Source organism: Staphylococcus canis, from assembly GCF_016238445.1.
GTDB classification, from domain to species: Bacteria; Bacillota; Bacilli; order Staphylococcales; family Staphylococcaceae; genus Staphylococcus; species Staphylococcus canis.
Genome location: NZ_JABANU010000003.1, coordinates 83,023 through 107,577 on the forward strand (window position 1 = coordinate 83,023; position 24,555 = coordinate 107,577).

Annotated in this window: 23 protein-coding genes; 14 read left to right on the plus strand and 9 right to left on the minus strand. The window is 35.6% G+C overall.

Annotation, left to right across the window (positions count from 1 at the left end; translation table 11 throughout):
* Window positions 1-7: 7 nt before the first annotated feature.
* Both sdaAB and sdaAA read left to right on the plus strand, forming a co-directional pair.
* Window positions 8-685: an L-serine ammonia-lyase, iron-sulfur-dependent subunit beta gene (gene sdaAB, locus HHH54_RS01905; RefSeq protein WP_198617138.1), complete on the plus strand. Its 678-nt coding sequence runs from the start codon at window positions 8-10 to the stop codon at window positions 683-685.
* Window positions 686-703: 18 nt separating this feature from the next.
* Window positions 704-1,603: an L-serine ammonia-lyase, iron-sulfur-dependent, subunit alpha gene (gene sdaAA / locus HHH54_RS01910; protein ID WP_198617139.1), complete on the plus strand. Its 900-nt coding sequence runs from the start codon at window positions 704-706 to the stop codon at window positions 1,601-1,603.
* Window positions 1,604-1,641: 38 nt separating this feature from the next.
* On the opposite strand, the gene HHH54_RS01915 is transcribed toward sdaAA, so the two are convergent.
* The 3 genes from HHH54_RS01915 to HHH54_RS01925 all read right to left on the minus strand — a co-directional run bounded on the left by HHH54_RS01915 (window position 1,642) and on the right by HHH54_RS01925 (window position 4,093).
* Window positions 1,642-1,896 (minus strand): hypothetical protein, encoded by a 255-nt coding sequence (locus HHH54_RS01915; RefSeq protein ID WP_198617140.1) that lies wholly within the window; start codon window positions 1,894-1,896, stop codon window positions 1,642-1,644.
* A 177-nt stretch (window positions 1,897-2,073) separates the two neighbouring features.
* Complete coding sequence (locus HHH54_RS01920; RefSeq protein ID WP_198617141.1) at window positions 2,074-3,231, minus strand: Rho termination factor N-terminal domain-containing protein; 1,158 nt, start codon at window positions 3,229-3,231, stop codon at window positions 2,074-2,076.
* Between the two features lie 199 nt (window positions 3,232-3,430).
* Window positions 3,431-4,093, minus strand: coding sequence for an SDR family oxidoreductase (locus HHH54_RS01925; RefSeq protein WP_198617142.1), 663 nt, complete (start codon window positions 4,091-4,093; stop codon window positions 3,431-3,433).
* 298 nt (window positions 4,094-4,391) lie between these two features.
* Between HHH54_RS01925 and pflB the strand changes: the two genes are divergently transcribed.
* From pflB to HHH54_RS01940, 3 genes are all read left to right on the plus strand, one after another.
* A complete protein-coding gene (gene pflB, locus HHH54_RS01930) occupies window positions 4,392-6,641 on the plus strand; it encodes a formate C-acetyltransferase (protein ID WP_198617143.1) in 2,250 nt (749 codons plus the stop codon).
* A 37-nt stretch (window positions 6,642-6,678) separates the two neighbouring features.
* Window positions 6,679-7,443 carry a pyruvate formate-lyase-activating protein gene (pflA, locus tag HHH54_RS01935; protein ID WP_198617144.1) on the plus strand — a complete coding sequence of 255 codons (765 nt, stop codon included), beginning with the start codon at window positions 6,679-6,681 and terminating at the stop codon, window positions 7,441-7,443.
* A 315-nt stretch (window positions 7,444-7,758) separates the two neighbouring features.
* Entirely contained in the window at window positions 7,759-8,817 is a 1,059-nt protein-coding gene (locus HHH54_RS01940) for a PTS sugar transporter subunit IIC (protein ID WP_198617145.1), read from the plus strand.
* Window positions 8,818-8,900: 83 nt separating this feature from the next.
* On the opposite strand, the gene HHH54_RS01945 is transcribed toward HHH54_RS01940, so the two are convergent.
* Complete coding sequence (locus HHH54_RS01945) at window positions 8,901-9,992, minus strand: Glu/Leu/Phe/Val family dehydrogenase (protein WP_269814009.1); 1,092 nt, start codon at window positions 9,990-9,992, stop codon at window positions 8,901-8,903.
* A gap of 296 nt (window positions 9,993-10,288) precedes the next feature.
* On the opposite strand from HHH54_RS01945, the gene HHH54_RS01950 reads away from it, so the two are divergent.
* The 5 genes from HHH54_RS01950 (at window position 10,289) to scdA (ending at window position 14,078) form a co-directional block, all read left to right on the plus strand.
* Complete coding sequence (locus tag HHH54_RS01950) at window positions 10,289-11,035, plus strand: amino acid ABC transporter ATP-binding protein (protein WP_198617147.1); 747 nt, start codon at window positions 10,289-10,291, stop codon at window positions 11,033-11,035.
* Window positions 11,035-11,877, plus strand: coding sequence for a transporter substrate-binding domain-containing protein (locus HHH54_RS01955; RefSeq protein WP_198617148.1), 843 nt, complete (start codon window positions 11,035-11,037; stop codon window positions 11,875-11,877). The genes HHH54_RS01950 and HHH54_RS01955 overlap by 1 nt, the downstream gene beginning before the upstream one ends.
* Window position 11,878: 1 nt before the next feature.
* Window positions 11,879-12,559, plus strand: coding sequence for an amino acid ABC transporter permease (locus HHH54_RS01960; protein WP_198617149.1), 681 nt, complete (start codon window positions 11,879-11,881; stop codon window positions 12,557-12,559).
* Between the two features lie 12 nt (window positions 12,560-12,571).
* A complete protein-coding gene (locus tag HHH54_RS01965; protein WP_198617150.1) occupies window positions 12,572-13,270 on the plus strand; it encodes an amino acid ABC transporter permease in 699 nt (232 codons plus the stop codon).
* A 133-nt stretch (window positions 13,271-13,403) separates the two neighbouring features.
* A complete protein-coding gene (scdA, locus tag HHH54_RS01970; protein WP_198617151.1) occupies window positions 13,404-14,078 on the plus strand; it encodes an iron-sulfur cluster repair di-iron protein ScdA in 675 nt (224 codons plus the stop codon).
* 77 nt (window positions 14,079-14,155) lie between these two features.
* Here scdA and HHH54_RS01975 read toward each other — a convergent pair whose 3' ends face one another.
* The 4 genes from HHH54_RS01975 to HHH54_RS01990 form a co-directional block, all read right to left on the minus strand.
* Window positions 14,156-14,707, minus strand: coding sequence for a tubby C-terminal domain-like protein (locus tag HHH54_RS01975; protein WP_198617152.1), 552 nt, complete (start codon window positions 14,705-14,707; stop codon window positions 14,156-14,158).
* Window positions 14,708-14,727: 20 nt separating this feature from the next.
* Window positions 14,728-15,867: a glycerate kinase gene (locus tag HHH54_RS01980; RefSeq protein ID WP_198617153.1), complete on the minus strand. Its 1,140-nt coding sequence runs from the start codon at window positions 15,865-15,867 to the stop codon at window positions 14,728-14,730.
* 93 nt (window positions 15,868-15,960) lie between these two features.
* Window positions 15,961-16,557, minus strand: a complete 597-nt coding sequence (gene srtA, locus HHH54_RS01985; RefSeq protein WP_198617154.1) for a class A sortase SrtA — start codon at window positions 16,555-16,557, stop codon at window positions 15,961-15,963.
* Window positions 16,558-16,721: 164 nt separating this feature from the next.
* Entirely contained in the window at window positions 16,722-17,990 is a 1,269-nt protein-coding gene (locus tag HHH54_RS01990; protein ID WP_198617155.1) for a pyruvate MFS transporter, read from the minus strand.
* Between the two features lie 211 nt (window positions 17,991-18,201).
* Between HHH54_RS01990 and HHH54_RS01995 the strand changes: the two genes are divergently transcribed.
* Entirely contained in the window at window positions 18,202-18,588 is a 387-nt protein-coding gene (locus HHH54_RS01995; RefSeq protein ID WP_198617156.1) for a hypothetical protein, read from the plus strand.
* 103 nt (window positions 18,589-18,691) lie between these two features.
* On the opposite strand, the gene HHH54_RS02000 is transcribed toward HHH54_RS01995, so the two are convergent.
* The gene (locus HHH54_RS02000) at window positions 18,692-19,873 is read right to left on the minus strand and encodes an MFS transporter (protein ID WP_349771823.1); all 1,182 of its coding nucleotides are present in this window, start codon (window positions 19,871-19,873) and stop codon (window positions 18,692-18,694) included.
* Window positions 19,874-20,348: 475 nt separating this feature from the next.
* On the opposite strand from HHH54_RS02000, the gene HHH54_RS02005 reads away from it, so the two are divergent.
* From HHH54_RS02005 to HHH54_RS02015, 3 genes are all read left to right on the plus strand, one after another.
* On the plus strand, window positions 20,349-22,295 hold the full coding sequence (locus HHH54_RS02005; protein ID WP_198617157.1) for a fructose-1,6-bisphosphatase: 1,947 nt from the start codon (window positions 20,349-20,351) through the stop codon (window positions 22,293-22,295).
* 288 nt (window positions 22,296-22,583) lie between these two features.
* Complete coding sequence (locus tag HHH54_RS02010; protein WP_198617158.1) at window positions 22,584-23,966, plus strand: alanine/glycine:cation symporter family protein; 1,383 nt, start codon at window positions 22,584-22,586, stop codon at window positions 23,964-23,966.
* Between the two features lie 105 nt (window positions 23,967-24,071).
* Complete coding sequence (locus HHH54_RS02015) at window positions 24,072-24,500, plus strand: pyridoxamine 5'-phosphate oxidase family protein (protein WP_198617159.1); 429 nt, start codon at window positions 24,072-24,074, stop codon at window positions 24,498-24,500.
* The last annotated feature ends 55 nt before the right edge of the window (window positions 24,501-24,555 follow it).

A 24,555-nucleotide genomic window follows, 5' to 3' on the forward strand; every position in this document is an offset into this window, starting at 1 on the left:
ATAAATTATGGCACGTACTAAGGATTACCAAAGTGCATTTGATATTATTGGTCCAGTTATGATGGGGCCTTCAAGTTCTCATACTGCGGGGGCAGTTAAAATTGCACAAGCTGCAAGAGCTGTATTAGGTGATACACCAGACTCAATTAAAGTACACTACTATGAATCTTTTGCTGAAACACATAAAGGTCACGGTACAGACTTAGCAATCATCGGGGGATTGCTCGGCTTTAGTACTTTTGATGAACGTATTAAACAATCAACAAAAATTGCTAGAGAGCAAGGCATTCCTTTTGAATTTATCGAAGAAGAAGGTGCAAGTTTAGGTGAACATCCTAACTGTGCATTAATTATTATCGAAAAAGGCGATCGTCATGTTGAGTTAAACGGTATCTCAATTGGCGGTGGCGCATTTAAAGTTAAGAGTATCCATGTTAATAACATGTGTATCTTGCTTTCACATACACCAAATATTCTTGTGATTGATGGAGCATGTGAAATCTCTAAAATCAATCACTTAATTAACGAAATGGTTGAAAAAAATGTAGATATTAACGAAGAAATTAAAACAATGAGCGACGGACGTTGTCTACTTGCTTTACATTTAAATAAAGGAATTAAAGAAGAGTTATTAGAAGATTTAAGAGAAACACACTCTGACTTAAACTTCTCGTACATTCAGTAATTGAGGGGGACTATAATAATGTTTGATACAATGAAAGAATTAATAGAATACGCAGAGCAAAATGATAAAAGCTTTTCCGAAATCATGATTGAGCATGAAATGGAAACACGTGGTATGTCACGTGAAGAAGTATTTGAAATGATGCAACAAAACCTTGACACTATGCGTGATGCTGTTAAAAAAGGTACAACAGGTGAAGGTGTTAAAAGTGTAACTGGTTATACAGGACAAGATGCGATTAAAGTTCATGAATATAACCAAAAACATAAAGCATTATCTGGCTATGACATGATTTCAGCTGTTGAAGGTGCAATTGCAACAAACGAAGTGAACGCTGCAATGGGTATCATTTGTGCAACACCTACAGCAGGTTCATCAGGTACGATTCCAGGTGTACTATTCAAATTAGAAAAATCTCATGGCCTTGATAACGATCAAATGATTAAATTCTTATTCTCTGCTTCAATGTGCGGTATGATCGTTGCAAATAACGCATCAGTAGCTGGAGCAACTGGTGGTTGTCAAGCAGAAGTTGGTACAGCTTCAGCGATTGCCGCAGCAGCTGCAGTTGAAACATTTGGTGGTACACCACAACAATCTGGACATGCACTTGCTATTAGCTTAAGTAACTTACTTGGATTAGTATGTGACCCTGTAGCAGGATTAGTAGAAATTCCATGTGTGATGCGTAATGCTATCGGATCAGGTAATGGTTTAATCTCTGCTGACTTAGCACTTGCTGGTGTTGAAAGTCGTATTCCAGTAGATGAAGTTATTATGGCTATGGATAAAATTGGCCGTAACTTACCTGCTTCATTACGTGAAACTGGTATCGGTGGTTTAGCTGGTACACCAACTGGTCAAGCAATCAAAGAAAAAATCTTTGGTGAATCAAGTAAAAATGAACTTTTCTCATAATATATTTTACTGATGGGCAATTAACGCCCATCAGTTTTTTACTTTATTTTACGTAATGTTTGCTTTTGATAGCATTCTGAATGAGTTCTTTTCACAACATATTTAGACTCTTTTTGTTCTGATTCTTTGTGTTGAAGTTGAAATACAACAAAATTATATATGAAAAAGATAATGATACTGAGTGACAACGACTGCATTAATAAATATTCCCAAGTCCCTGCGATAAGATAAGTTTCTGCAATAGTTGTTGTTACGACCATTGCTATAAATAACAACATTAGTTTTTTTAGCATATAGCTCATCCCCTTTTTATCTCTCAAACTACATCCCCTTTGAATCTTACTATTAGTTATACCATTTTTTGTCATGAAAAGATAGTACTTTTCAGAAAATTCTTTATCCAATGTATCCTTCATTTAAATCAAAAAAATCGGAGCACTTTATCCGTGCATCCGATTATCAATATATTTTTATTTTTTACGATGTTGTTTAAAGTCGATAACTTTTCCTCTTTGTTGCTGTTCTTCTTGATCCATAATTTTCATATACTCTTTAAAGGTATAACCATGGTAGAGCCAACTACGTATTTTCATAAAAATAGGTTTGACTACATTCTTACCCGTTGAAGCTACACGTTTTTTTAAGATACCATCTTCAACCATAGCGTTAAGTACATTATCGATCATATCATAAGACACTGCATGTCTCATCATTGTTAAAAGTTCAACAGCTAGCTCATCAGGTATTGCATTTAATGGATTATTTTTGATTACATTTTTATCCAACCATGTTAGAAAGTCGATTTGTGTTTCTTCATCTATACCCATAACCCACTCTTTGTATCTCAACATTTCTTCGATCGTCTCTGGCATATAATAATTGGCATCCTTCATAAAATGTGGATAATCGATTACTTCAAGTTCTAAACCTTTACTCACGATGACCCCATTTTCCTCTCTAAAATTAATCATTTCCGGATTCACACGTTCTACGCGATTAATCCATTTTTGAATGTCTAATAAAGAATAAGATTCACCCAGATATTCACGATATACTTCTTGCAATTGCGTAAATGTATACAATCCATATAAGTTCGTAGCCGCCTCTAATAAATCATACGCCAGTTGTATTTTACGTAGTGATTCATTTTGTTTAATATATTGTTCAACCTTATCTAAAATTTCGTCAGGTATCCATGGATAAACATAGCCATCACCTTCGTCAACACCAAATAAGATAAAGTTGTCTTGAATTTTGAGGCGTGTTTCAAATGAATCTCCCCATGCGTTATATTGATTTGTCATAATTAATGCAAGCTTTTCATCTTCATTAAATCTATCTACTGTTTGATTAAAGTACTCTTGAGTTACTAAGTTTGTAATGAAATGATACAACATTTCATCTTTGTTGAGACTTGAATATCCTTTAATACCATATTGCTTACATAAATCCTTGATTTCTTTCACTTTATAGTGATGCATTAATGTTGTAATACTACTGTGTCCACCCCACAAAGATTCTGCATCAAAACCGCCTAACATATCATTCATTTTTTCATTAAAAAGTGCTCTCTCATCATCCGATAGACCCGCTAATAGCAAATCCATTTCATCTTTAAATTTATCCACGATTCATCACCCATGCTTTATATTTATTATTATTTACTATTGTAATGGTATTTAATTCATTTGTGAAATCAAATTACCATTTATTACGCAATTTTATGTATATATTTCGATACATTTGATTGATTTTCCTACCTAAAAAAGACTAGGTCAATGCAAGGAGGCTCGCCACCTCACTTACATGACTCTAGTCTTTAAGTCATTATTTAAATGATTTAAGTGCTTCAGCTACATCTGTATCTCCTGTTAACACTTGGAATTCTTTACCGCGATGCGCTGAATCTGTTGCTACTTCATATAAAACACGCGCTACATCTTCACGTGGAATTTCACGTTTATCAGGGTTTTCGAATAATTCAGCTACAACTACTTTGCCAGTACCTTCATTATCTGTTAATCCGCCTGGGTGTACGATAGTCGCTGTTAATGAACTATGTCTTAAATAGTCGTCCACATAGTGTTTAGCAATTGTATATGGTTTTAAATCTGGTACAGCATCAAATGCTTCGCGTCTAGAATCATATGTTGATACCATCACGAAATGTTCGATATTCGCTTTTTCACTCGCTCTTATCGCTTTAACTGCACCATCTAAATCAACAATGATTGTTTTGTCAGCACCAGTGCTACCACCTGAGCCGACTGAGAATATTACTTGATCAAAGTCATTAAAGATGTGTTGTAGATCTTCAATTGATTGCTTTTCAACATCAACAATTTCAGCTTGAATACCATCTGATTGTAGTGCTTCTTTTTGTTCATTTTGACGTACACCTGCAACAAAGTCCTCATTATTTTCTTTCATAAGTTGAACTAATTTACGTCCTACGCCACCATTTGCACCTAAAATTAATGTTTTTGCCATTTTTAATGACCTCCTATATCTAAAGTGAAATCAAAATCTCAATCTTTTTTTCTACATTATCATTATGCGATTAAAATGTGTTCCAACAATAATATTCCCAATTATTACCCAACTTAATCATGATATGTTTAGATTTTCAAATTTATCAACGTTTTATTTATTAATTGTGACAACTTTTCAATCAAAATATTTCCGAATTGTGACACTTCATAAAACGCTTACAGTTATATAGTGATTGAATTCACAATTAGTGTTACAATGATTGTGAAATGATGAACATATCGATTGGAGGTTTATTATGATTAAGGATAGTAAAACAACTCATAATGCTTGGGAAGGGTTTACAACAGGACGTTGGACACGTAACGTTGATGTACGTGAGTTTATTCAATTGAACTACACTGGTTATCAAGGCGATGATAGTTTCTTAGCAGGTCCAACAGAAGCTACTCAAAAATTATGGGATCAAGTAATGCAATTAACAAAAGAAGAGCGTGACCGTGGTGGCATGTGGGATATGGATACAAAAGTACCTTCTACTATTTTATCTCATGATGCAGGATACCTTGATCAATCTTTAGAACAAATTGTTGGTGTTCAAACAGATAAACCATTTAAACGTTCAATGCAACCTTTCGGTGGTATTCGTATGGCAAAAGCAGCATGTGAAGCTTATGGATACGAATTAGACAAAGAAACTGAACATATCTTTACAGAATATCGTAAAACACATAACCAAGGTGTATTCGATGCTTATTCTAAAGAAATGTTAGCATGTCGTAAAGCAGGTATTATCACAGGTCTTCCTGATGCTTATGGTCGTGGCCGTATCATCGGCGACTATCGTCGAGTAGCATTATATGGTATTGACTTCTTAATGGAAGAAAAACAACGTGATTTTAACAACTTATCATCTACTATGACTGAAGACACAATTCGCTTACGTGAAGAAGTTTCAGAACAATACCGTTCATTAAAAGAATTAAAAGAACTAGGTAACATCTATGGTTTCGATTTAAGTCGACCAGCTGAAAATTTTAAAGAAGCTGTACAATGGTTATACTTAGCTTATCTTGCTGCAATTAAAGAACAAAACGGTGCTGCGATGAGTTTAGGTCGTACATCAACATTCTTAGACATCTATGCTGAACGTGACTTAAAAGCAGGTACAATTACAGAATCTGAAGTTCAAGAAATCATTGACCACTTCATCATGAAATTACGTCTTGTTAAATTCGCACGTACACCAGAATATAATGCGTTATTCTCTGGAGACCCAACATGGGTAACTGAATCTATTGGTGGTGTCGGCATTGATGGTCGTCATATGGTTACGAAAAACTCTTTCCGTTTCTTACACTCATTAGACAACCTTGGCCCAGCACCAGAACCAAACTTAACTGTACTTTGGTCAACACGCTTACCTGAAAACTTCAAAACTTATTGTACGAAAATGAGTATTAAAACAAGCTCTATTCAATACGAAAACGATGATTTAATGCGTGAAAGTTATGGCGACGACTATGGTATTGCTTGTTGTGTATCTGCAATGCGTATTGGTAAACAAATGCAATTCTTTGGCGCTCGCGCTAACTTAGCGAAAACATTATTATATGCGATCAATGGTGGTAAAGATGAAAAATCAGGCGCTCAAGTTGCACCTAACTTCGCACCAATTACATCAGACGTATTAGACTACGATGAAGTGTATAAACAATTTGATGAAATGATGGAATGGCTAGCTGGCGTTTACATCAACTCTTTAAATGTTATTCACTACATGCATGATAAATACAGCTACGAGCGTATCGAAATGGCATTACATGATACTGATGTGCACCGTACAATGGCAACTGGTATCGCTGGTTTATCTGTAGCAGCAGACTCATTATCTGCAATTAAATATGGTGAAGTTCGTCCTATCCGTGATGAAAATGGTCTTGTAGTAGACTTTGAAACTTCTGGCGACTTCCCTAAATATGGTAACAATGATCCTCGTGTTGATGATATCGCAGTGCAACTTGTTGAAAGCTTCATGAAAAAATTACGCAAACACCAAACTTACCGTAACTCTGAACATACAATGAGTGTGCTTACAATTACATCAAACGTTGTTTACGGTAAAAAGACTGGTAATACACCAGATGGACGTAAAGCAGGCGAACCATTTGCGCCAGGGGCAAACCCAATGCATGGTCGCGACTCAAACGGTGCATTAGCATCATTATCTTCAGTAGCAAAATTACCATATGACTGCTGTAAAGATGGTATTTCAAACACATTCAGTATCGTACCAAAATCACTTGGTAAAGAAGAACATACGCAACAACAAAACTTAGTTGGTATTCTAGATGGTTATGCATTACAACACGGTCATCACTTAAACATTAACGTGTTCAATCGTGAAACATTACTAGATGCTATGGAACACCCTGAAGAATATCCACAATTAACAGTACGTGTATCAGGATATGCAGTTAACTTTATTAAACTTACACGCGAACAACAACTAGACGTTATCTCACGTACTTTCCATGAAACAATGTAATCATAATTTGACTTAATAGAAAGATGAGGGATTCAAAATGAAAGGACATATTCACTCTGTTGAAAGTTTAGGTACAGTAGATGGACCAGGTCTACGCTACATTATCTTCACGCAAGGTTGTTTGTTACGCTGCTTATATTGTCATAATCCAGATACTTGGAAAATTAATGAACCAACGCGTGTCGCAACAGTAGATGAACTTGTCTCAGAAATCGTCCCTTATCGCCCATATTTTGAAGCATCTGGGGGCGGTGTAACAATCAGTGGTGGTGAGCCACTCTTACAAATGCCCTTCATCACCGCCCTATTTAAAGAACTAAAACGCCATGGTATTCATACTTGTATCGATACATCATTAGGTTGCGCCAATGATTCCAAAGCTTTTAAACGTCACTTTGATGAAGTATTACCTTATACAGATCTATTGATGGTCGATATTAAGCATATTAATAATGAAAAACATAAAAAATTAACTGGCCAACCCAATACGCATATATTGAACTATATTCGCTATTTAGCTGAACAAGATAAACCGATTTGGATTCGCCACGTACTTGTACCGGGTCTCACAGACGCCCCAGAAGACTTGCGTGCACTAGGCGATTTTATTAACCAACTCAGTAACGTTGTGAAGTTTGAACTATTGCCCTATCATCAACTCGGCGTTCACAAATGGGAAGCACTCGGAATTAACTATCAGCTAAATGACGTTACCCCTCCTAATGACGAAGATGTAGAAAAAGCTTATGCGTTAGTCGGTTTTAAAGGCCATACACCTTTAACGCCCGTATCCAATTCATAATCCTTTAAATGATATAAAATTGCGTACTTGTCTACTCCCCCGACAAGTACGCTTTTTAATTGTTTAATCTATTTTAGCACCTTATAACTTCTGAATTATTTGAATATTTTCAAAACACCTATTGTAATCATATATATTTTACTTCATAATATAGTCATCAATGATTTTTCATTTAGTTGTTTAACCCAATGTAAAATGTAGCAGATGTTATGAACATATCGACTAAATGAATACGTTACATATTTTTAAGGATCATCACTCATTTCATACTGATCCTTATGTTCTAGCCATTACGACAAACTAGGGGGATTTTTTATGGAAACAAATCAAGAAAAAATGACAATTAAAAAGTTTAGTTTCAACGTTTTAAATGGACTTGCCATTGCGATTGTCGTTGGTCTCATCCCGAATGCCGTATTGGGAGGACTCTTCCAATATTTAAGTCAATTTAGCTCTGTATTTGGTACATTACACCAAGTTGTACTCGGGATTCAATATACGCTACCAATTCTTGTAGGTGTATTAATCGCACTACAGTTCAAATTTAATCCTATGGCAATTGCTATTGTAGGATCAGCGTCCTTTTTGGGGTCAGGGGCTACACAAGTTACTGAAGCAGGATGGCATATTATTGGTATTGGGGATTTAATTAATACGATGATTACCGCAGCAATTGCTGTATTACTTGTATTATGGCTTGATGGTAAACTTGGAAGTTTAAATATCATTTTACTACCTATTTTAGTAGGTGGCATTCCTGGCTTTATTGGATTACTTACACTACCTTATGTCAGCAAAATCACACTAGCAATTGGTGAAGTTGTTAATACATTTACACACTTACAACCTGTATTAATGTGTATTTTAATTGCAGTGCTATTTTCGTTTATTATTATCTCGCCTGTTTCTACAATTGCAGTAGGATTGGCAATCGGCATTTCGGACATTGCTGCTGGTGCGGCGGCGCTTGGTGTTGCCACAACCGCTATTGTGTTATTTATTGGTACGTTACGTGTTAATAAATTAGGTGTACCCATTGCAATTTTGCTCGGTGCGATGAAGATGATGATGCCAAACGCAATACGTTATCCTATTATTTTATTACCGATTGGACTCACTGCGGCTATCACTGGTGCATTTGGAGCGCTTGTTGGTATAGAAGGTACAAAAGAAAGTGCAGGATTTGGGATTGTTGGATTGGTCGGCCCTATTAAAGCCATCGAATTAATGAATTCAGGTGCTTGGACATTAGTGCTTGTTGCTTTGGCTTATATTATTGTGCCGCTGATTTTTGGATTTATCATTAACTATGTCTTATCACGTGTACTAAAGTTATATACATCCGAAATTTACAAATTTGATGCTGATCAATAGTCTTTGACACTCAATAAATGAAGCGGACTCAACTTAGTATAGTTTACATTGAGTTGAGTCCGCTTTCTTACGCGCTATAACGATTATTGTTTCATTTGACGTTTAGGTTTTGCTGAATACTTACTATGTACGCGCATCATCGTATCGATACGACTTTCTGCTAAGTGTTCTGCTGCTTGTAATGGTAAAATATCTTGCTCTTTTGCAATCGCGAATATTTTATCCATTTGATCATAAATTCCTTTAATTTTTTTCGTAGCACGTTCACGATTGTACCCTTCAAGTTCATCAGCAACATTAATCACACCACCACTGTTTACTACAAAGTCTGGTGCGTACATGATGTCACGTTCTTTTAACATTTGACCGTGTTTATCCTCTTCTAATAATTGGTTATTCGCACTACCACATACCATCTTTACTTTAAGCGCTGGAATTGTTTTATCATTTAAAATACCACCTAAAGCACATGGTGCGAAAATATCAGCATCAACACTGTAAATATCATCAACACTTACAGCTTCAGCTCCAAAATCATCCACAGCACGTTGAACTGCTTCTTCATTAATGTCAGCAACAATAAGTTTTGCTCCTTCTTCATGTAAAAATTCACACATATTATAAGCAACATTACCGACACCTTGTACTGCAATTGTTTTACCGTCCAGGCTATCATCACCAAATGCTTCTTTAGCAGTACGTTTCATTGCATAATATACACCGAGTGCTGTCATCGGACTTGGGTTACCACCTGATCCGTACGATTCACTGACACCACAAACATATGGTGTTTCTTGATAAATCATATCCATATCTTCTACGGTTGTACCGACATCTTCTGCTGTAATGTAACGACCATCTAAACTATTAATATAACGACCTAACGCTCTGAAGAATGCTTCTGATTTATCCGTTTTAGGATCTCCAATAACAACCGTTTTAGCACCACCTAGATTTAAACCTGCAGCTGCATTTTTATAAGTCATACCACGTGCTAAACGCATCACATCAACAATAGCATCTTCTTCAGAATCATAATTCCAAAAACGACATCCACCTAATGCCGGTCCTAATGTTGTATCATGTATACAAATGATTGCTTTTAATCCACTTGTTTCATCATGACAAAATACAAGTTGCTCGTAATCATATTGCGCCATTTTTTCAAAAATCATTTTCATTCCTCCTCTTTCTCTCTCCCTAGGATTACACCATTATCATAACATGTAAACGGTCTCAATGTTTTCTGAAAAATATAGTATAATATTTATTTTATTCTGTAGACGCTTTAAAGTAATAAAATAAAATTTAAAGATTACCTTAACAATCAATAATTAATGATATTAGAGTATTTCTATCATATTAGAAGTGATTGACACTATTTTATTTCTGTATTAAATCATTCATTTATAATTCCGACTTTACCGATAATATTTATTATGATAACTTTATGTGAGAAAGGAGTTACATCATGTTAAATGTCCAAAATTTAAATCATTATTATCATAATCAAAAAGTTTTAAATCAAATTTCTTTTTCTCAACCTAAAGGTACAGTTACAGCTATTATTGGCCCAAGTGGTTCAGGAAAAACTACGCTCTTACGTACTTTAAATGTACTAGCTAAACCTCAATCGGGTATTATCGAAATTAATCATCATGCTGTGGACTTTAGTAACATACATAAAAAGGATATTGCACAATTACGTAAACAATCCGCAATGGTTTTTCAAAATTACAATTTATTTCAAAATAAAACAGCACTTCAAAATATTACAGAAGGACTAATTTATGGGCAAAAATATTCAAAATCAGATGCCGAACAACGTGCTTACGAATTATTAGAAGAAGTAAACCTTAAACCCTTTGCGCATCATTATCCTATTCAGTTATCAGGGGGACAAAGCCAACGTATAGGCATTGTTCGTGCACTAGCACTTGACCCTCATTTATTGTTGTTAGACGAACCAACATCAGCTCTGGATCCTGAATCGATTACAGGCATTTTAAATCTTATTAAAACAATTGCACAACAAGGAATGACAATGACACTTGTTACGCATGAAATTCAATTTGCTGCAGATGTTGCAGATCGAATTTTATTCCTAGATCAAGGTGAAATTGTAAAATATGGCACGCCAGAAGAGGTTCTAAATGACACAGCGCATCCGCGTATTCAAAAGTTTTTAGATCGGATTCAGTTAGGGACGGTGAAATAATGAGACACATCATCAAAATCCTACTTGTGTTAACAATACTTGCTACGCTCACGAGTTGCCAGAATCAAAACGCGACTGATACTACGCAACGTCAACCTGTCAAAGTAGCGCTATCCGCAGAAATTAATCCTCCCTATCTTTATACTGATCAAAATAATCAGTTTATCGGATTAGATATGGATTATATGAAATTATTAGAACAAAAGTTACCACAATACGATTTTCAATACGAAGTGGGTCAGGAAGAATCTAATTTGATTGGTATTGGTGCAGGAAAGTTTGATATGGGCATTAACTGGTTTTTTAAAACACCTGAACGTGAAAAGAAATTTTTATATCAAGACGAACCTTATAGTTACTCTTTAACAATGCTTGCTGTCCATCGTCAAAATCAAGATATCCATCAACTTGACGACTTAGTCGATAAGAAATTAACACCTATGGCACCGAGTGGAGGACTATTTTCAATTCTAAGTCAGTACAATAAAACACACGACCCAAGTATTCCACTTGATATCATTCAAAATCCATCAAACGGTGATCATTTGAAAATGGTAGGACAACAACGCAGAGATGCGATGTTCATTAACTGGAATACGTATACTGCAATTCAAAAAGAATTACAACAAGACGTAAAAATAGGCGGTATTGTCACAAAAGAACCGATCCACATCATTTATAACAAAGAACACCAACAGCTTCATGACGATATTGATCAAGCAACACGTGAACTTAAGGCAGAGGGCGAATTACAAAAGTTGTCTCGAAAATATTTTGATATTGATATTTATCAAGATTTAGAAACGATTAATCAAAATAAAGCAGAACTGGAGGTAAACTGACATGGAGACGAACTGGGCGCATTTATTTCAACAAGTTTTACAACAATTACCGCTTACTTTATTCATGATTGTTGTTTCCCTCTTTTTCGCATTACTACTTGGGCTCGTCTTAACTATAATTCGTATTCGACGCATCCCTATATTAAACGCTGTGATCCGTGTATTTCTATCATTCACAAGAAGTACACCTTTGATTTTACAACTTTTCTTAGTATACTTTGCGTTGCCTCAGATACTGTTGTTAGTCGGGATTGACATTAATCATTGGGGACGATTGTTTTTTGTAATCCTTGCATTCACATTACATACAAGTGCGTATTTATCGACGATTATGTATGCAGGATATCACTCTGTATCCTATGACCAAATTGAAGCCGGTTTAACGGTTGGAATGCGCTATGATCAGATTTTAAGACGAATTATATTACCACAATCATTACGAAACATATTACCTAATCTCACAACACAAGTGATTGAATTAATTAAAGATACATCGCTCGCATTCACGATTGGTATTATTGATATGATGGGCCAAGTACAATTGATTATTGGTAATAACTATGGTCTCGGTATGTTAGAGGTGTATATCGTGATTTCCATTATTTATTGGGCACTCGCTTTGATTGTTCAAGGTGTACTTACTTTGGTTTCAAGACGTACGAACCGCCCATATCAAACGTAAGGAGGCATCAAAATGTCATTTATCATCACAACCTTTTTAGAAGTACTTAAAGGATTACCTTATACTCTACTCATTACGTGCATTGCGATGCTCATAGGTTTTTTAATTGGTGGGCTATTTGCGTGGATTCAGTTAAAGCCTATTCCTGTACTCAGTCAATGTGTAACGGTTTATAACTCATTTATTCGTAGCACACCACTGATTGTACAGTTATTTATTTTTTATTATGGCTTACCGACGTTGATTTTATGGATCAATCATACTTTTCAACATGATATTAATCCCGATATTATGCCACCTTTAGCCATTGCATGTGTTGCATTTTCTTTTCACGCGATTGCTTATTTATCTGAAAGTATTAAGAGTGGCTTATTATCAGTACCACGTAGTCAAATGGAGGCTGCACAAACTATCGGATTAAGTCAGTGGCAAGCGTATCGTCGTATCATAATTCCACAAGCTTTAGGTTACGCTTTACCTAATATTGAAAATCAACTGATTATGTTAATTAAAGGAACGTCGCTTGCTTTTGCGATACAAATTCCTGAAATCATTGGACGTAGCCAAGTGATAGCAAATGAAGGATATCGCTTTGTTGAAGTATACACAGTCGCTGTCATTTTCTATTGGGGCATTGCGATACTGTTAGAATTTATTTTTCATCGCTTTGAACTCAAAACAACACGTTACCTTAGAGTCAAATCATCTTAAGTGCAATATAGGTAATCAGCATCCTATTTTAATTGTTTTTAATCACTGAATATAGCTGTTTCCCTAATGTTCATTACCTCACAAACTTTGTATGATAAGAGTAATTACAAAGTTTAGAAGGGATGTTATTTCTATGATACAACATACTGAAAAAGTAGCCGATGTTGTGACAAATTATCCAAAAACAGCAGATGTTTTTCGTCAATATGGTATTGATTTTTGTTGCGGTGGTCAAATCGCGATTGATAAAGCGGTTGAAAACAATAAACGTGTTGATCTCAAAACATTGTTAGAAGCATTAAATGAAGCAGCTCAAGTGCCAAGTAGTGGTATGGAGCCTAACTTTTTAAATGTACCATCACTCATTCAATATATTCAGTCACGTTATCACGAAACGTTAAAAGAAGAGTTCAAACAACTAACACCTTATGTCACAAAACTTGCTCGCGTCCATGGTCCTAATCACCCTTATCTTCAAGAACTTAAAACCGTGTATGATTCATTTAAAACCGCTATGTTAACACATACTGATGAAGAAGATCATGTTTCATTTCCAAAATTAATTCAGGCGCACCATGGTGAAACGGTTGAAGACTTAGACGCTACAATTCAATCTTTAGTTGACGATCATACAGGTGCAGGCAACAAACTCGAACAGATGCGTACATTAACTAATCATTTCCAACCACCTTTAGAAGCTTGCGGAACTTGGCGATTAGTGTATCATCGTCTTGAAGCATTAGAAAAAGAAACACATCAACATGTACATCTTGAAAATCATGTTCTGTTCCCTAAAGTCACTGTCTAAATAAAGACAAACGTAAAAAATAAGAGGTTGAGACACAAACCTTAATGGTTCCGTCTCGACCTCTTTTCAATTGATTATTATGTAGATGCTGAGCTTGCAGCATTTTGACGCGCTTCTTGAAATTCATAATAAATTTGAAATAATAATATAAGTAACATATCACTATAAGGTGACGGCTCAATAAATAAATCATGACGCGATGCAATTTTGAAAAGCTCTGACTTTGTTGTCATAACTACATTTTGCATATCATCAGTCACTTTAACTGCCTTTTTAAATAAAGATGACGTCAGTTCTAATTGATACCCAGATACATCTTTAAATACTAACTTACTACGCCAACTGAGTTTAGTGCGTAATTCTCCAATATAATGGTCATCTTCATATAGTTTCCATCTTTGTTTGAGTGGTGATGATAAAAATGATTCACGTTCTGACCTCAAAGTTGTCTGATTATCCGTAATGGTAAAATTATGTTTCAAATGACCAAGATACCCACTGACTTTTTGAAAGTCTGATTGATAATATAATGCCATTTCAAACACGACTTCATCTTTTTCATTTTGTATAGGTATCGTTTTCGTGGAAGCATTAAAGAAATTTTCTTTATAATGATATGTATGTTTCAAGATACAAGTCTCCTTACATTCTATTTTGTTACCTTATAAAATTTAGCTATTTGATAGGCTAGGCGTTCTAAATCAACCTTACCGTCTTTGAGCGCTTCTTTTAATGTTGTCGGTCCTTTTGATACACTAAATACAGCATCAATTCCATGTGCTTCTACTTGTTCGAAGCCTTCTCTAAGCACTCCTGCTATAGCAATGACTGGTTTTTGGTACACTTTAGCCGCTTTAGCAACACCGATTGGCGTTTTACCATAGATGGTTTGACCATCTATACTCCCCTCTCCTGTAATTACTAAATCACTTGATTGCACATAGTAGTTAAAACGCGTTTTCTCAAGTACGATCTCTATTCCACGCTTTAATACAACATGAGGAAAAACTAATAATGCTGTTCCTAATCCTCCCGCTGCACCCGAGCCTGGAATATGCGCGAGATTTCGTCCGATTGTGTGTGCTAATACAGTGTGATAATGTACCATCCCCGCTTCTAGCACGTCAATCATCTCAGGTGTGGCGCCTTTTTGAGGGCCATATACATGTGTCGCACCATTCAAACCTATTAAAGGATTCTCAACGTCACATGCCACTTCAATCGAAATCGCTTCTAAACGTGTATCTAAAGTTGAAAAATCAATAGAGACGATATCTTTTAAATACTGTCCGCCATACGGGATTGCTCGTCCATCCTTATCTAAAATTTGTGCGCCAAGTGCTTGTAGAAACCCTATGCCTCCATCATTCGTAGCACTCCCACCAATACCTAATATAATATGCTTTGCGCCTCGATCTAATACATGTTTCACCAATTCACCAGTACCATACGTCGTTGTACGTAATGGATTACGTGACTCTAGAGAGATTAAGTGTAAACCTGACGCCTCTGCCATTTCGATTATCGCTGTTTGACTTTCCTCTACAAAACTATATTGCGCGTGAACCGGATCACCAAGCGGCCCTGTCACAATATGAGTATGTATATTGCCTAATAATGCATCATGTAATGCTCGAAACGTCCCTTCACCACCGTCTGCCATAGGAAGCTTCGTATATGTTACTGTATCTCCAAACACACGATACCACCCTTTTTCGATAGCAGTCGCTGCTTCCATCGCTGTCATACTTTCTTTAAATGAGTCTGGCGCAATCACAATATGTTTCATAGTAACACCTCCTGAAATTTTTCATAGCTATAGCTATCATTTTCAAAAAAGCAAGGTCGAAATATATACTTTTCAAACCTTGCTTCATAATGGTTACGCTGCTTCAGCGACATAAATTTTTCGGGTTTTCCAAACGCCTGTTGCTTCATCGTAGTCATCACATGTAATTAACGTTAATTGATCTTTTGTCTTATTCATCTCATCTAAAACCTCAACTTGATAAGGATCGACATCTTGAATCGTTGTAATCTTATAGCGCCGTTTGTCTTTACCAACTGTAAACGTAACCTTATCGCCCTTTTTAGCCTTATGCAAATCTGTAAATTGATAATTCAATGCGTAATCCGTATGCCCTGCAATAGCAATATTTTGATCACTTAACGTTTCATCCGCTTCTGCAAAGCTCACACCACGTTGCAATTGTTGTGGTGTCGCTGGACCTGGATAGACGGGTTCTTTAATGTTTACTGACGGTACTTCTAATACCCCAACAACTTTCGATTTATCTTTAGGCACTTCTGGTGTTTGAGATTGTTTTTCTTTCGAACTCGACTCATAAGCTTCTATTTTATTCTGATTATCCTGATGAATAAAATACGCCTCGATTTTAGGTTTAAAAATGAGATAAATACCGCCAAGTATCAAAATTACTCCTAAAAGTGGCATTAAAATACGTGATACATTTTTCATACTAAGAGACGTCCTCTCACTGTAAATTTACATTCATTGTACCATATTCAATCGATAAAATAATACATTCTGATAGTCATACAAAAAAAGGTAGATGAACGGATAGCTGAGTCAAACGCTTTTTCAAACGCTTGAATCATTCCGCTTTCATCTACCTTATTAGATTACTTTGCTTCTTTACGAATTAATGGTTGGTCTGGTTTTACGAAGAACCATAAAATCACACCTAATACGACTAAGATTAACATCGAACGTAATGTTGCATCCCAACCCATTTTTTCAGCTAAAAATCCTGCAAGTGTCGGGCTGACCATTGCTCCAATATTACCCCAAAGGTTCATCCAACCTGAAACTGTTCCAGAGAAGTTACGACCAATGTCAGTAGCTGAAGCCCAGCTCATTACCATAGATAATCCAATACCACCAAGACAGAGTGACATCCAGAAAATATTACCTGCTAAACTATCAGAAGCTACTGCAAAGTTTAGTGAAATACCAAATACAATAAACCCAACTATTGCAATTGAAGCACGTGCAATAAAACGAGAACGTCCTGTGCTTAAAATTTTATCAGAAATAGCGCCACCAGCCATGATTAAAATAAACATGAGTAACCAAGGAATACCTGCAATTTTACTCATAGTAATAAAATCAACATGGAACTCTTCCATAAGATAAGTTGGTAACCAAATTAAGAATAATGTAATACAGAACTGAACAATGAAATATTGTGCAGCAATTGCATAGAAACTAAAACGTGTAAAGAAAATACCCCATGGTGCAGATTTTTTCTCAGTCTCTACAATATCTCTATTTTCCAAAATAAATTGTTTCTCTGCTTCATTGACCATTTTGTGATGTTCTGGTAAGTCTTTTGCGATAATTACCCATAAAATAGCAATTAAGAATCCTATAACCCCGAAAATATAGAATACTGCTTGCCATCCGAACGCATTATATATCGCAATCGTGATAAAAGGTGCGATAACTGGTCCAAAATACGATCCAGCTAACAATGCACTCGATGCACGCCCTTTTTCATTTCTACTAAACCAATGTGTGTTAAACACCGCATTTGATGGATACATTGGTGCTTCACCAACTCCGAATAAGAAACGTACAAAGAATAGTAAACCATGGTTTTTTACAATCCCTGTAAGAATTGTAAAAGCACTCCACCACAGTAATGCGATAGATAACATTTTTTTAGGACCAAACTTCTCAGCTAAAATCCCTGATGGTACTTGCATTAACGCATACCCTAATGCGAAGAATGATGCTAAGTAACCAAATTGTGTTTTTGTTAGATGTAAATCTTCCATCATTGGCCCTGCAATATATGAAATATTAGAGCGGTCCATATACGCAATTACCCCGATTAAAAAGAATAAACCTGCGAACATCCAACGTACTTTTGTTCTTTTTTGACTCATAATAATATACCCCGCTTTCATTCAGTCATCAGATGACCTATTCAATTAGCTTCCTGATAATACCACATAACGTAAGCGTTTACAATAGTTTTTATTTATTTTGATTCAAAATTCAATTGTGCAAAATATCACATAGTCCTAACCACTTGAAGGATTACATTTCTCTTCGCTACCATAGTATTATGTTTCTAAATGATGAAAGGATGTTTAAATGAAACGATTACCTTTAGGTTTTATCATCAAACTCATTATTTTGAGTTTAATGATTAACTTTACAATCGATCAATTATTACCCAGTGTGACACGTACGAGTAGTTGGCTCATTGAAGGGTTACTCACCATTGTGTTATTAATTGTTTTAACACTATTATTTTTTAATGTTAAAACTGGCAGAGCTAAAATGATTCCACGTCAACCACTTGTCTACATTTTCAAATTACTCGTCCTAGCAACTTTAGTTTATTACAGTGTCATCTCATTAGTGCATCTTCATATGTCATCTATTCTAGGTTCGATTATTATTGGTGCTTTGACTGGATTTATTACTATGCTTTTAGCAAACTTCTTCTTCAGTCGTCCACCGATAAAACGCAAATAAAAAAGCTCAGCACAAGGTTTGGGTTCAAACGATGAGGACAACATAAACTCAATGTCCTCGCCCTAATACCCATGACCTTGTCTGAGCTTTTTCTATTATTTAATTACATTTGATGTTGATGGCGATATCGACCATGTACAAACCAGTACAGCAAAATAGCAAAAAATAAACAGAAACCGACAATAATGTACATCATACGATAACCAACAATCGGTGTAATGAGTCCAAGTAATGATGGTCCAAATCCTATACCGACATCTAAACCAATGAAAAATGTTGAAGTGGCTAAACTGACTTTGTCACGATCCGACACTTTAACAGCCGCTACATTCCCAACAGCTGTCATACTACCATAACCAATACCAAGTAATGCACCCGATAGTAACAACATCCATCCTGAAGACGTCATAGCAAGCACTAATAATCCGACACCAAATATAAATAATACTGGATAAGCCACAACATTTTCATGATAGCGATCCATTAAACGACCTACAAATGGACGGGTCACAATTGACGCAATGGCGTAACAAATAAAATAATAACTTGCGACTTGCGCAAGATCTAAGAAATTAGCATAAATCTGAATAAATGATAAAACTGATGCATAACCGAGTCCACAAATTAAAACGACTATCGCAATTGGAATCGCAGGCGTTGAAATAAATTGCGAAATATGGAAGGATTTATCTTCAGCACGCATCGGCTTTGCTTCAAATTCGACATGTACAAAAATAGCAAGTACTAACGCCATAACCGCAATGACAACACATACCATAAATAATACAAATGCAGAATAATGGTTAGATAAATATAAACCTAAAAATGGCCCAATTGCAGCACCTAAAACCAAGCTTAAACTAAATAAACTAATACCTTCAGCACGACGACTTTGTGGCGCAATCATAGCAACAATTGTACCTGTTGCAGTCGTCGCAACTGCCATAAAAATCCCATTTAAAAAACGCGTAATAATTAAGAATATTAGTGAACCTTCTATAAAATAAAAACATTGCGTCACTATAAAAAAGAATGTCCCTAGTAACAAAATTTTCTTAGGCCCTACAATATCTATCAAACGTCCCGTCACAAACCGTCCAACTAAAGCCCCAACAATGAAAATACCTGAAACTAATCCAGCAATACTTTCAGATACATGATAAACATCTATCGTATACTTTGCGATGACAACAATTAGTAAATACATCGCCAAATAAATTGAAAAACTCACACTAAAATTAACAATATAATCCTTTGTAAACAAACGTTCTCCCTTAGTAGACACAATCAAACCTCCTCAAAATAGTTTGCCTAGCTAACCAATGCTTTACATTTTATCAGAAACTGGATTATTGAGAAAGTGCTTTGAATCATAGAAAACTACCTCATAGCGCATCACTGATTAAAATATCATTTATCTGGTTTATCAATATTAGTGATGCTTACACACGTATTTGTTCATTTAACATTTGTGTATTATGAAGTGCTTCTCATCTCTCTTTTCTCACCGCTTCACCACATATTTATGATAGTCTCAATGTCATTCATTATTGATACTACCTATGTTTTCAATCCACTTCACTATCACAGCCATTTGTTCCATTACAGTATCGAATATGGTTTAATATAGATGTAAGCGCTTATATTATAGTGATACAACATGCGCATTGCTTTCAGCATACATTCTTTTTGATTTTCTGATTGTGAGAATGTAGCCTTAAAGAAAGCAAGCTTAAAATATAGAAGAGGTGTTACAATCCATGCTTGAAGATGAACTCAAAAAACAATATCTAGATTTATTAGCTGAAAAGTATGATTCTGAAGAAAAAGTAGCTACTGAGATTATTAATCTTGAATCTATACTCGAACTCCCTAAAGGAACAGAACACTTTGTCAGTGATTTACATGGAGAATTTCATGCCTTTCAACACGTATTACGCAATGGTTCTGGTAATGTTAAATCTAAAATTCTTGATATTTTTGGTTATCGTATTCCAGAAGATGAGATTAATGAATTGATTGCTTTAGTTTATTATCCTGAAGATAAACTAAAAATGATTAAAAATGCCTTTAAAACTCGTGATGAGCGCTATGAATGGTATGAGCGAACAATTCCTCAACTTCTTGAAATCATTACATACACATCATCTAAATATACACGTTCTAAATTACGTAAAGCACTTCCCCAACAGTACGTGTTTATTATCGAAGAATTACTGTACAAAAGTAATAAATACAATAACAAAAACAGTTATTACTCAAATATCATGCACCAAATCATCAAGTTAAATCAAGCCGATAAACTTATTATTAGTTTAGCAAACACGATTCAACGTTTGGTCGTTGATCACTTACATGTTGTAGGAGACATTTATGACCGTGGTCCACATCCAGATAAAATTATGGATACGTTAATTGATTATCATTCTGTTGACATTCAGTGGGGTAACCATGATGTCTTATGGATGGGGGCGTTTTCAGGGTCTAAAGTATGTCTAGCAAACTTACTTCGAATTTGTGCGCGCTATGATAACTTAGACATTATTGAGGATACGTATGGGATTAATTTACGACCGTTACTCACTTTAGCTGAGAAACATTACAACGATAATCCTGCTTTCCGTCCTAAAAAACATCCTGAAAAAACACCTTCAGAATCTGAGAGACTGCAAATCACAAAAATTCATCAAGCGATTGCTATGATTCAATTTAAGTTAGAAGCACCTATTATTAAACGCCGTCCTGAATTTGAGATGGATGAACGTTTAGTATTAGACCGTGTAGATTATGATAGAAAAACACTAAATATCAATGGAAAAGATTATCAACTTTTAAATACATGCTTTACAACGATTGATCCTAACGATCCTACCAAACTATTACCTGAAGAAGAAGAGGTTATGAATCACCTTCTCACATCAATTCAAGAGTCAGAAAAGTTACGTCGTCACGTTGACTTCCTTATGAAAAAAGGAAACCTATACTTACGCTATAATGGTAACTTACTCATCCATGGCTGTATTCCTGTAGATGAATCAGGTGAAATGGAAGGCATGGAAATTGATGGGAAATTCCTTGCAGGTCGTGCCCTTATCGATGCGTTTGAAGAACACGTGCGTTTAGCTTATGACCATATAGATGTTGAAGATGATATTTCTACAGACTTAGTATGGTATCTATGGACCGGAAAATATTCATCACTCTTCGGTAAACGTGCTATGACAACATTTGAACGTTACTTTATTGAAGAAAAAGAAACACATAAAGAAACTAAAAACCCATACTATCACCTACGCGAACATGAGGATATGGTGAAAAAAATGTTGGAAGAATTTGAAATGGATCCAAATCAAGGTCGTATTATTAATGGACATACACCTGTTAAAGAACGTGACGGTGAAAATCCAATTAAAGCGAATGGTAAAATGCTTGTCATTGACGGTGGTTTCTCAAAAGCATATCAATCTACAACAGGGATTGCCGGTTATACGTTACTCTACAATTCTTTCGGTATGCAACTTGTAGCGCATCAAGAATTTAACTCAAAAGAAAATGTACTTCAAACAGGTGAAGATGAATTATCAATTCGCCGCATTGTTGATAAAGAACTTGAACGTAAATTAATTCGTGATACAAATAAGGGTGAAGCACTTCAAAAAGAAATTGAAATGCTCAAAGCATTAATGAGTTATCGTTATATGAAATAGTGTCCCCTACTTCCTTAAACATCTTACGTCGTGAAGCTTGAATATCACTTCACCTCGTAAGATGTTTTTTGATGTAATTAGCAAAAATATCTCATTTAAATTCGCATTTTTTGAAGTATCGGTGTAAAATTTGAGAGTGCGAAATTCCAAAATTTTCAGTTCGCATCATTTCATAAGCAAATGTGCTATGACATTATAAGTATTTACCTTGATTTTACATGAAGTCTTATGTGTAATATAATGATGTAAGCGTTTACTTATGAAGTGCATTTATTGGAGGGGTTATGTGTGTATGATGTTTTAGAAAAAATCAGTAGTCTTTTATGGGGGGCACCCAGTCTCATTCTATTGACCGGGACAGGGTTATTTTTAACCATTGTTTTAAAAGGACTACAATTCAGCAAATTACTGCATGCGTTTAAACTTGCCTTTATTCCAGATAAAAGAGAGGCTGAGAGTGCGGGGGATATTAGTAACTTTAAAGCACTTATGACATCGCTTGCTGGGATGATTGGTAATGGTAATATTGCTGGTGTTGCCACTGCTGTGACTTTAGGGGGTCCTGGAGCAGTGTTTTGGATGTGGGTTGTCGGCTTACTCGGTATGACAACGAAATACGCCGAGGCTTTATTAGCCATGAAATATCGTGTGAAAAATAAAAATGGCGAATATTCAAGTGGGCCAATGTATTACATAGAACAAGGATTAGGTCATCGTTTTAAATTTTTAGCAGTTGCATTCGCTGCTTTCGGTGCGTTTGCTGCTTTAGGTATTGGTAACAGTGTACAATCAAATACGATTGCTGATGTCATGACAACAAGTTTTAACGTACCTGGTGCGATTACAGGTATCATTCTTGTGATTTTGATTGCTTTAATCATTTTCGGAGGCTTAAAACGTATCAGTAATGTGGCCGGCTTCTTCGTACCAATGATGGCCATTTTCTATATCGGTGCAGCGGTGACAATTTTACTAATTAACTACGATAAAATTATTCCTGCATTTGGCTTAATTTTTCACTATGCCTTCTCACCTGTATCAGCAGCTGGAGGTTTTTCAGGAATTATGGTCATGCAAGCTGTACAAAATGGGGTATCTAAAGGGATTTTCTCTAACGAAGCTGGTTTAGGGACAGTTGCGTTAATTTCAGGAAATGCGAAATCTGAACATCCAGCAATTCAAGCTTTAGTAGCCATGACAGGTACATTTATCGTAACGATTGTAGTATGTACAATGACTGCACTTGTCCTACTTGTAACAGGCTACTGGGACCCAACAGGTGGCTTAATTTCAGGTGTTACACATGATGCTAATCTTGAAGCTGGGGCTTTAACAAGTATGGCATTTGGTTCTAGTCTAGGAACACTGGGTGAATATGTAGTATCACTCTCTGTCATCTTCTTTGGATTCTCTACAATCATTGCATGGTTTGTGTATGGTGCAAAATGTTTTGAGTACCTATTTGGTGTCCGTTTTGTAATGTTATACGGTGTCGTATACGTTGCTGCAACATTCATTGGTACTGTCGCAAACTTACGTACAGTATGGTTATTTGCAGACATTGCGAACGCCTTAATGATGATTCCAAACTTAATTGGTATCTTATTCTTATACAAAGTGATTAGAGCATTAACAAATGATTACTTTAAACCATCTATTCACCATTCATAAAAATACAAAACTCGGATGACGTCTCAACTGTCAATCCGAGTTTTACTTTTATCTTGAATGTTTTTAAAACGATGGACAGGGTATTTTTTAATGAGGTGAAAATAAATGAAACAACAAGCAGTAGATCAAATTAATGCAGTGATTCGTGAATCTCGTATTGGTGTCCTTTCAACGGCGATTAACAACATACCCAACAGTCGTTATATGATTTTTTATAATGACGGATTGGACTTGTATACGAAAACAAGTAAACAAACGCCGAAAATTGAAGAACTACGCAGTAATTCCAACGCGCATGTCTTACTTGGATATGAAGAAGGTCAACATCAACCTTACATTGAAATCGAGGGACAAGTTGAAATTGTGACGAATCAAAACACAATCGACTGGTTATGGAAAGAGCAAGATCATAGCTTTTTCGATTCAAAAGATGATGCAGATTTAGTTGTTATTCGCGTCATTCCATCTCGCATTACGTTATTGAACAGCAAAGATAGCGATACACCTATCACTATTGATGTTAGTCACTTATAAGCAAATTGAATATGAGACACATGATGAGAACCACTAACAGATGCAAACTTGAAGG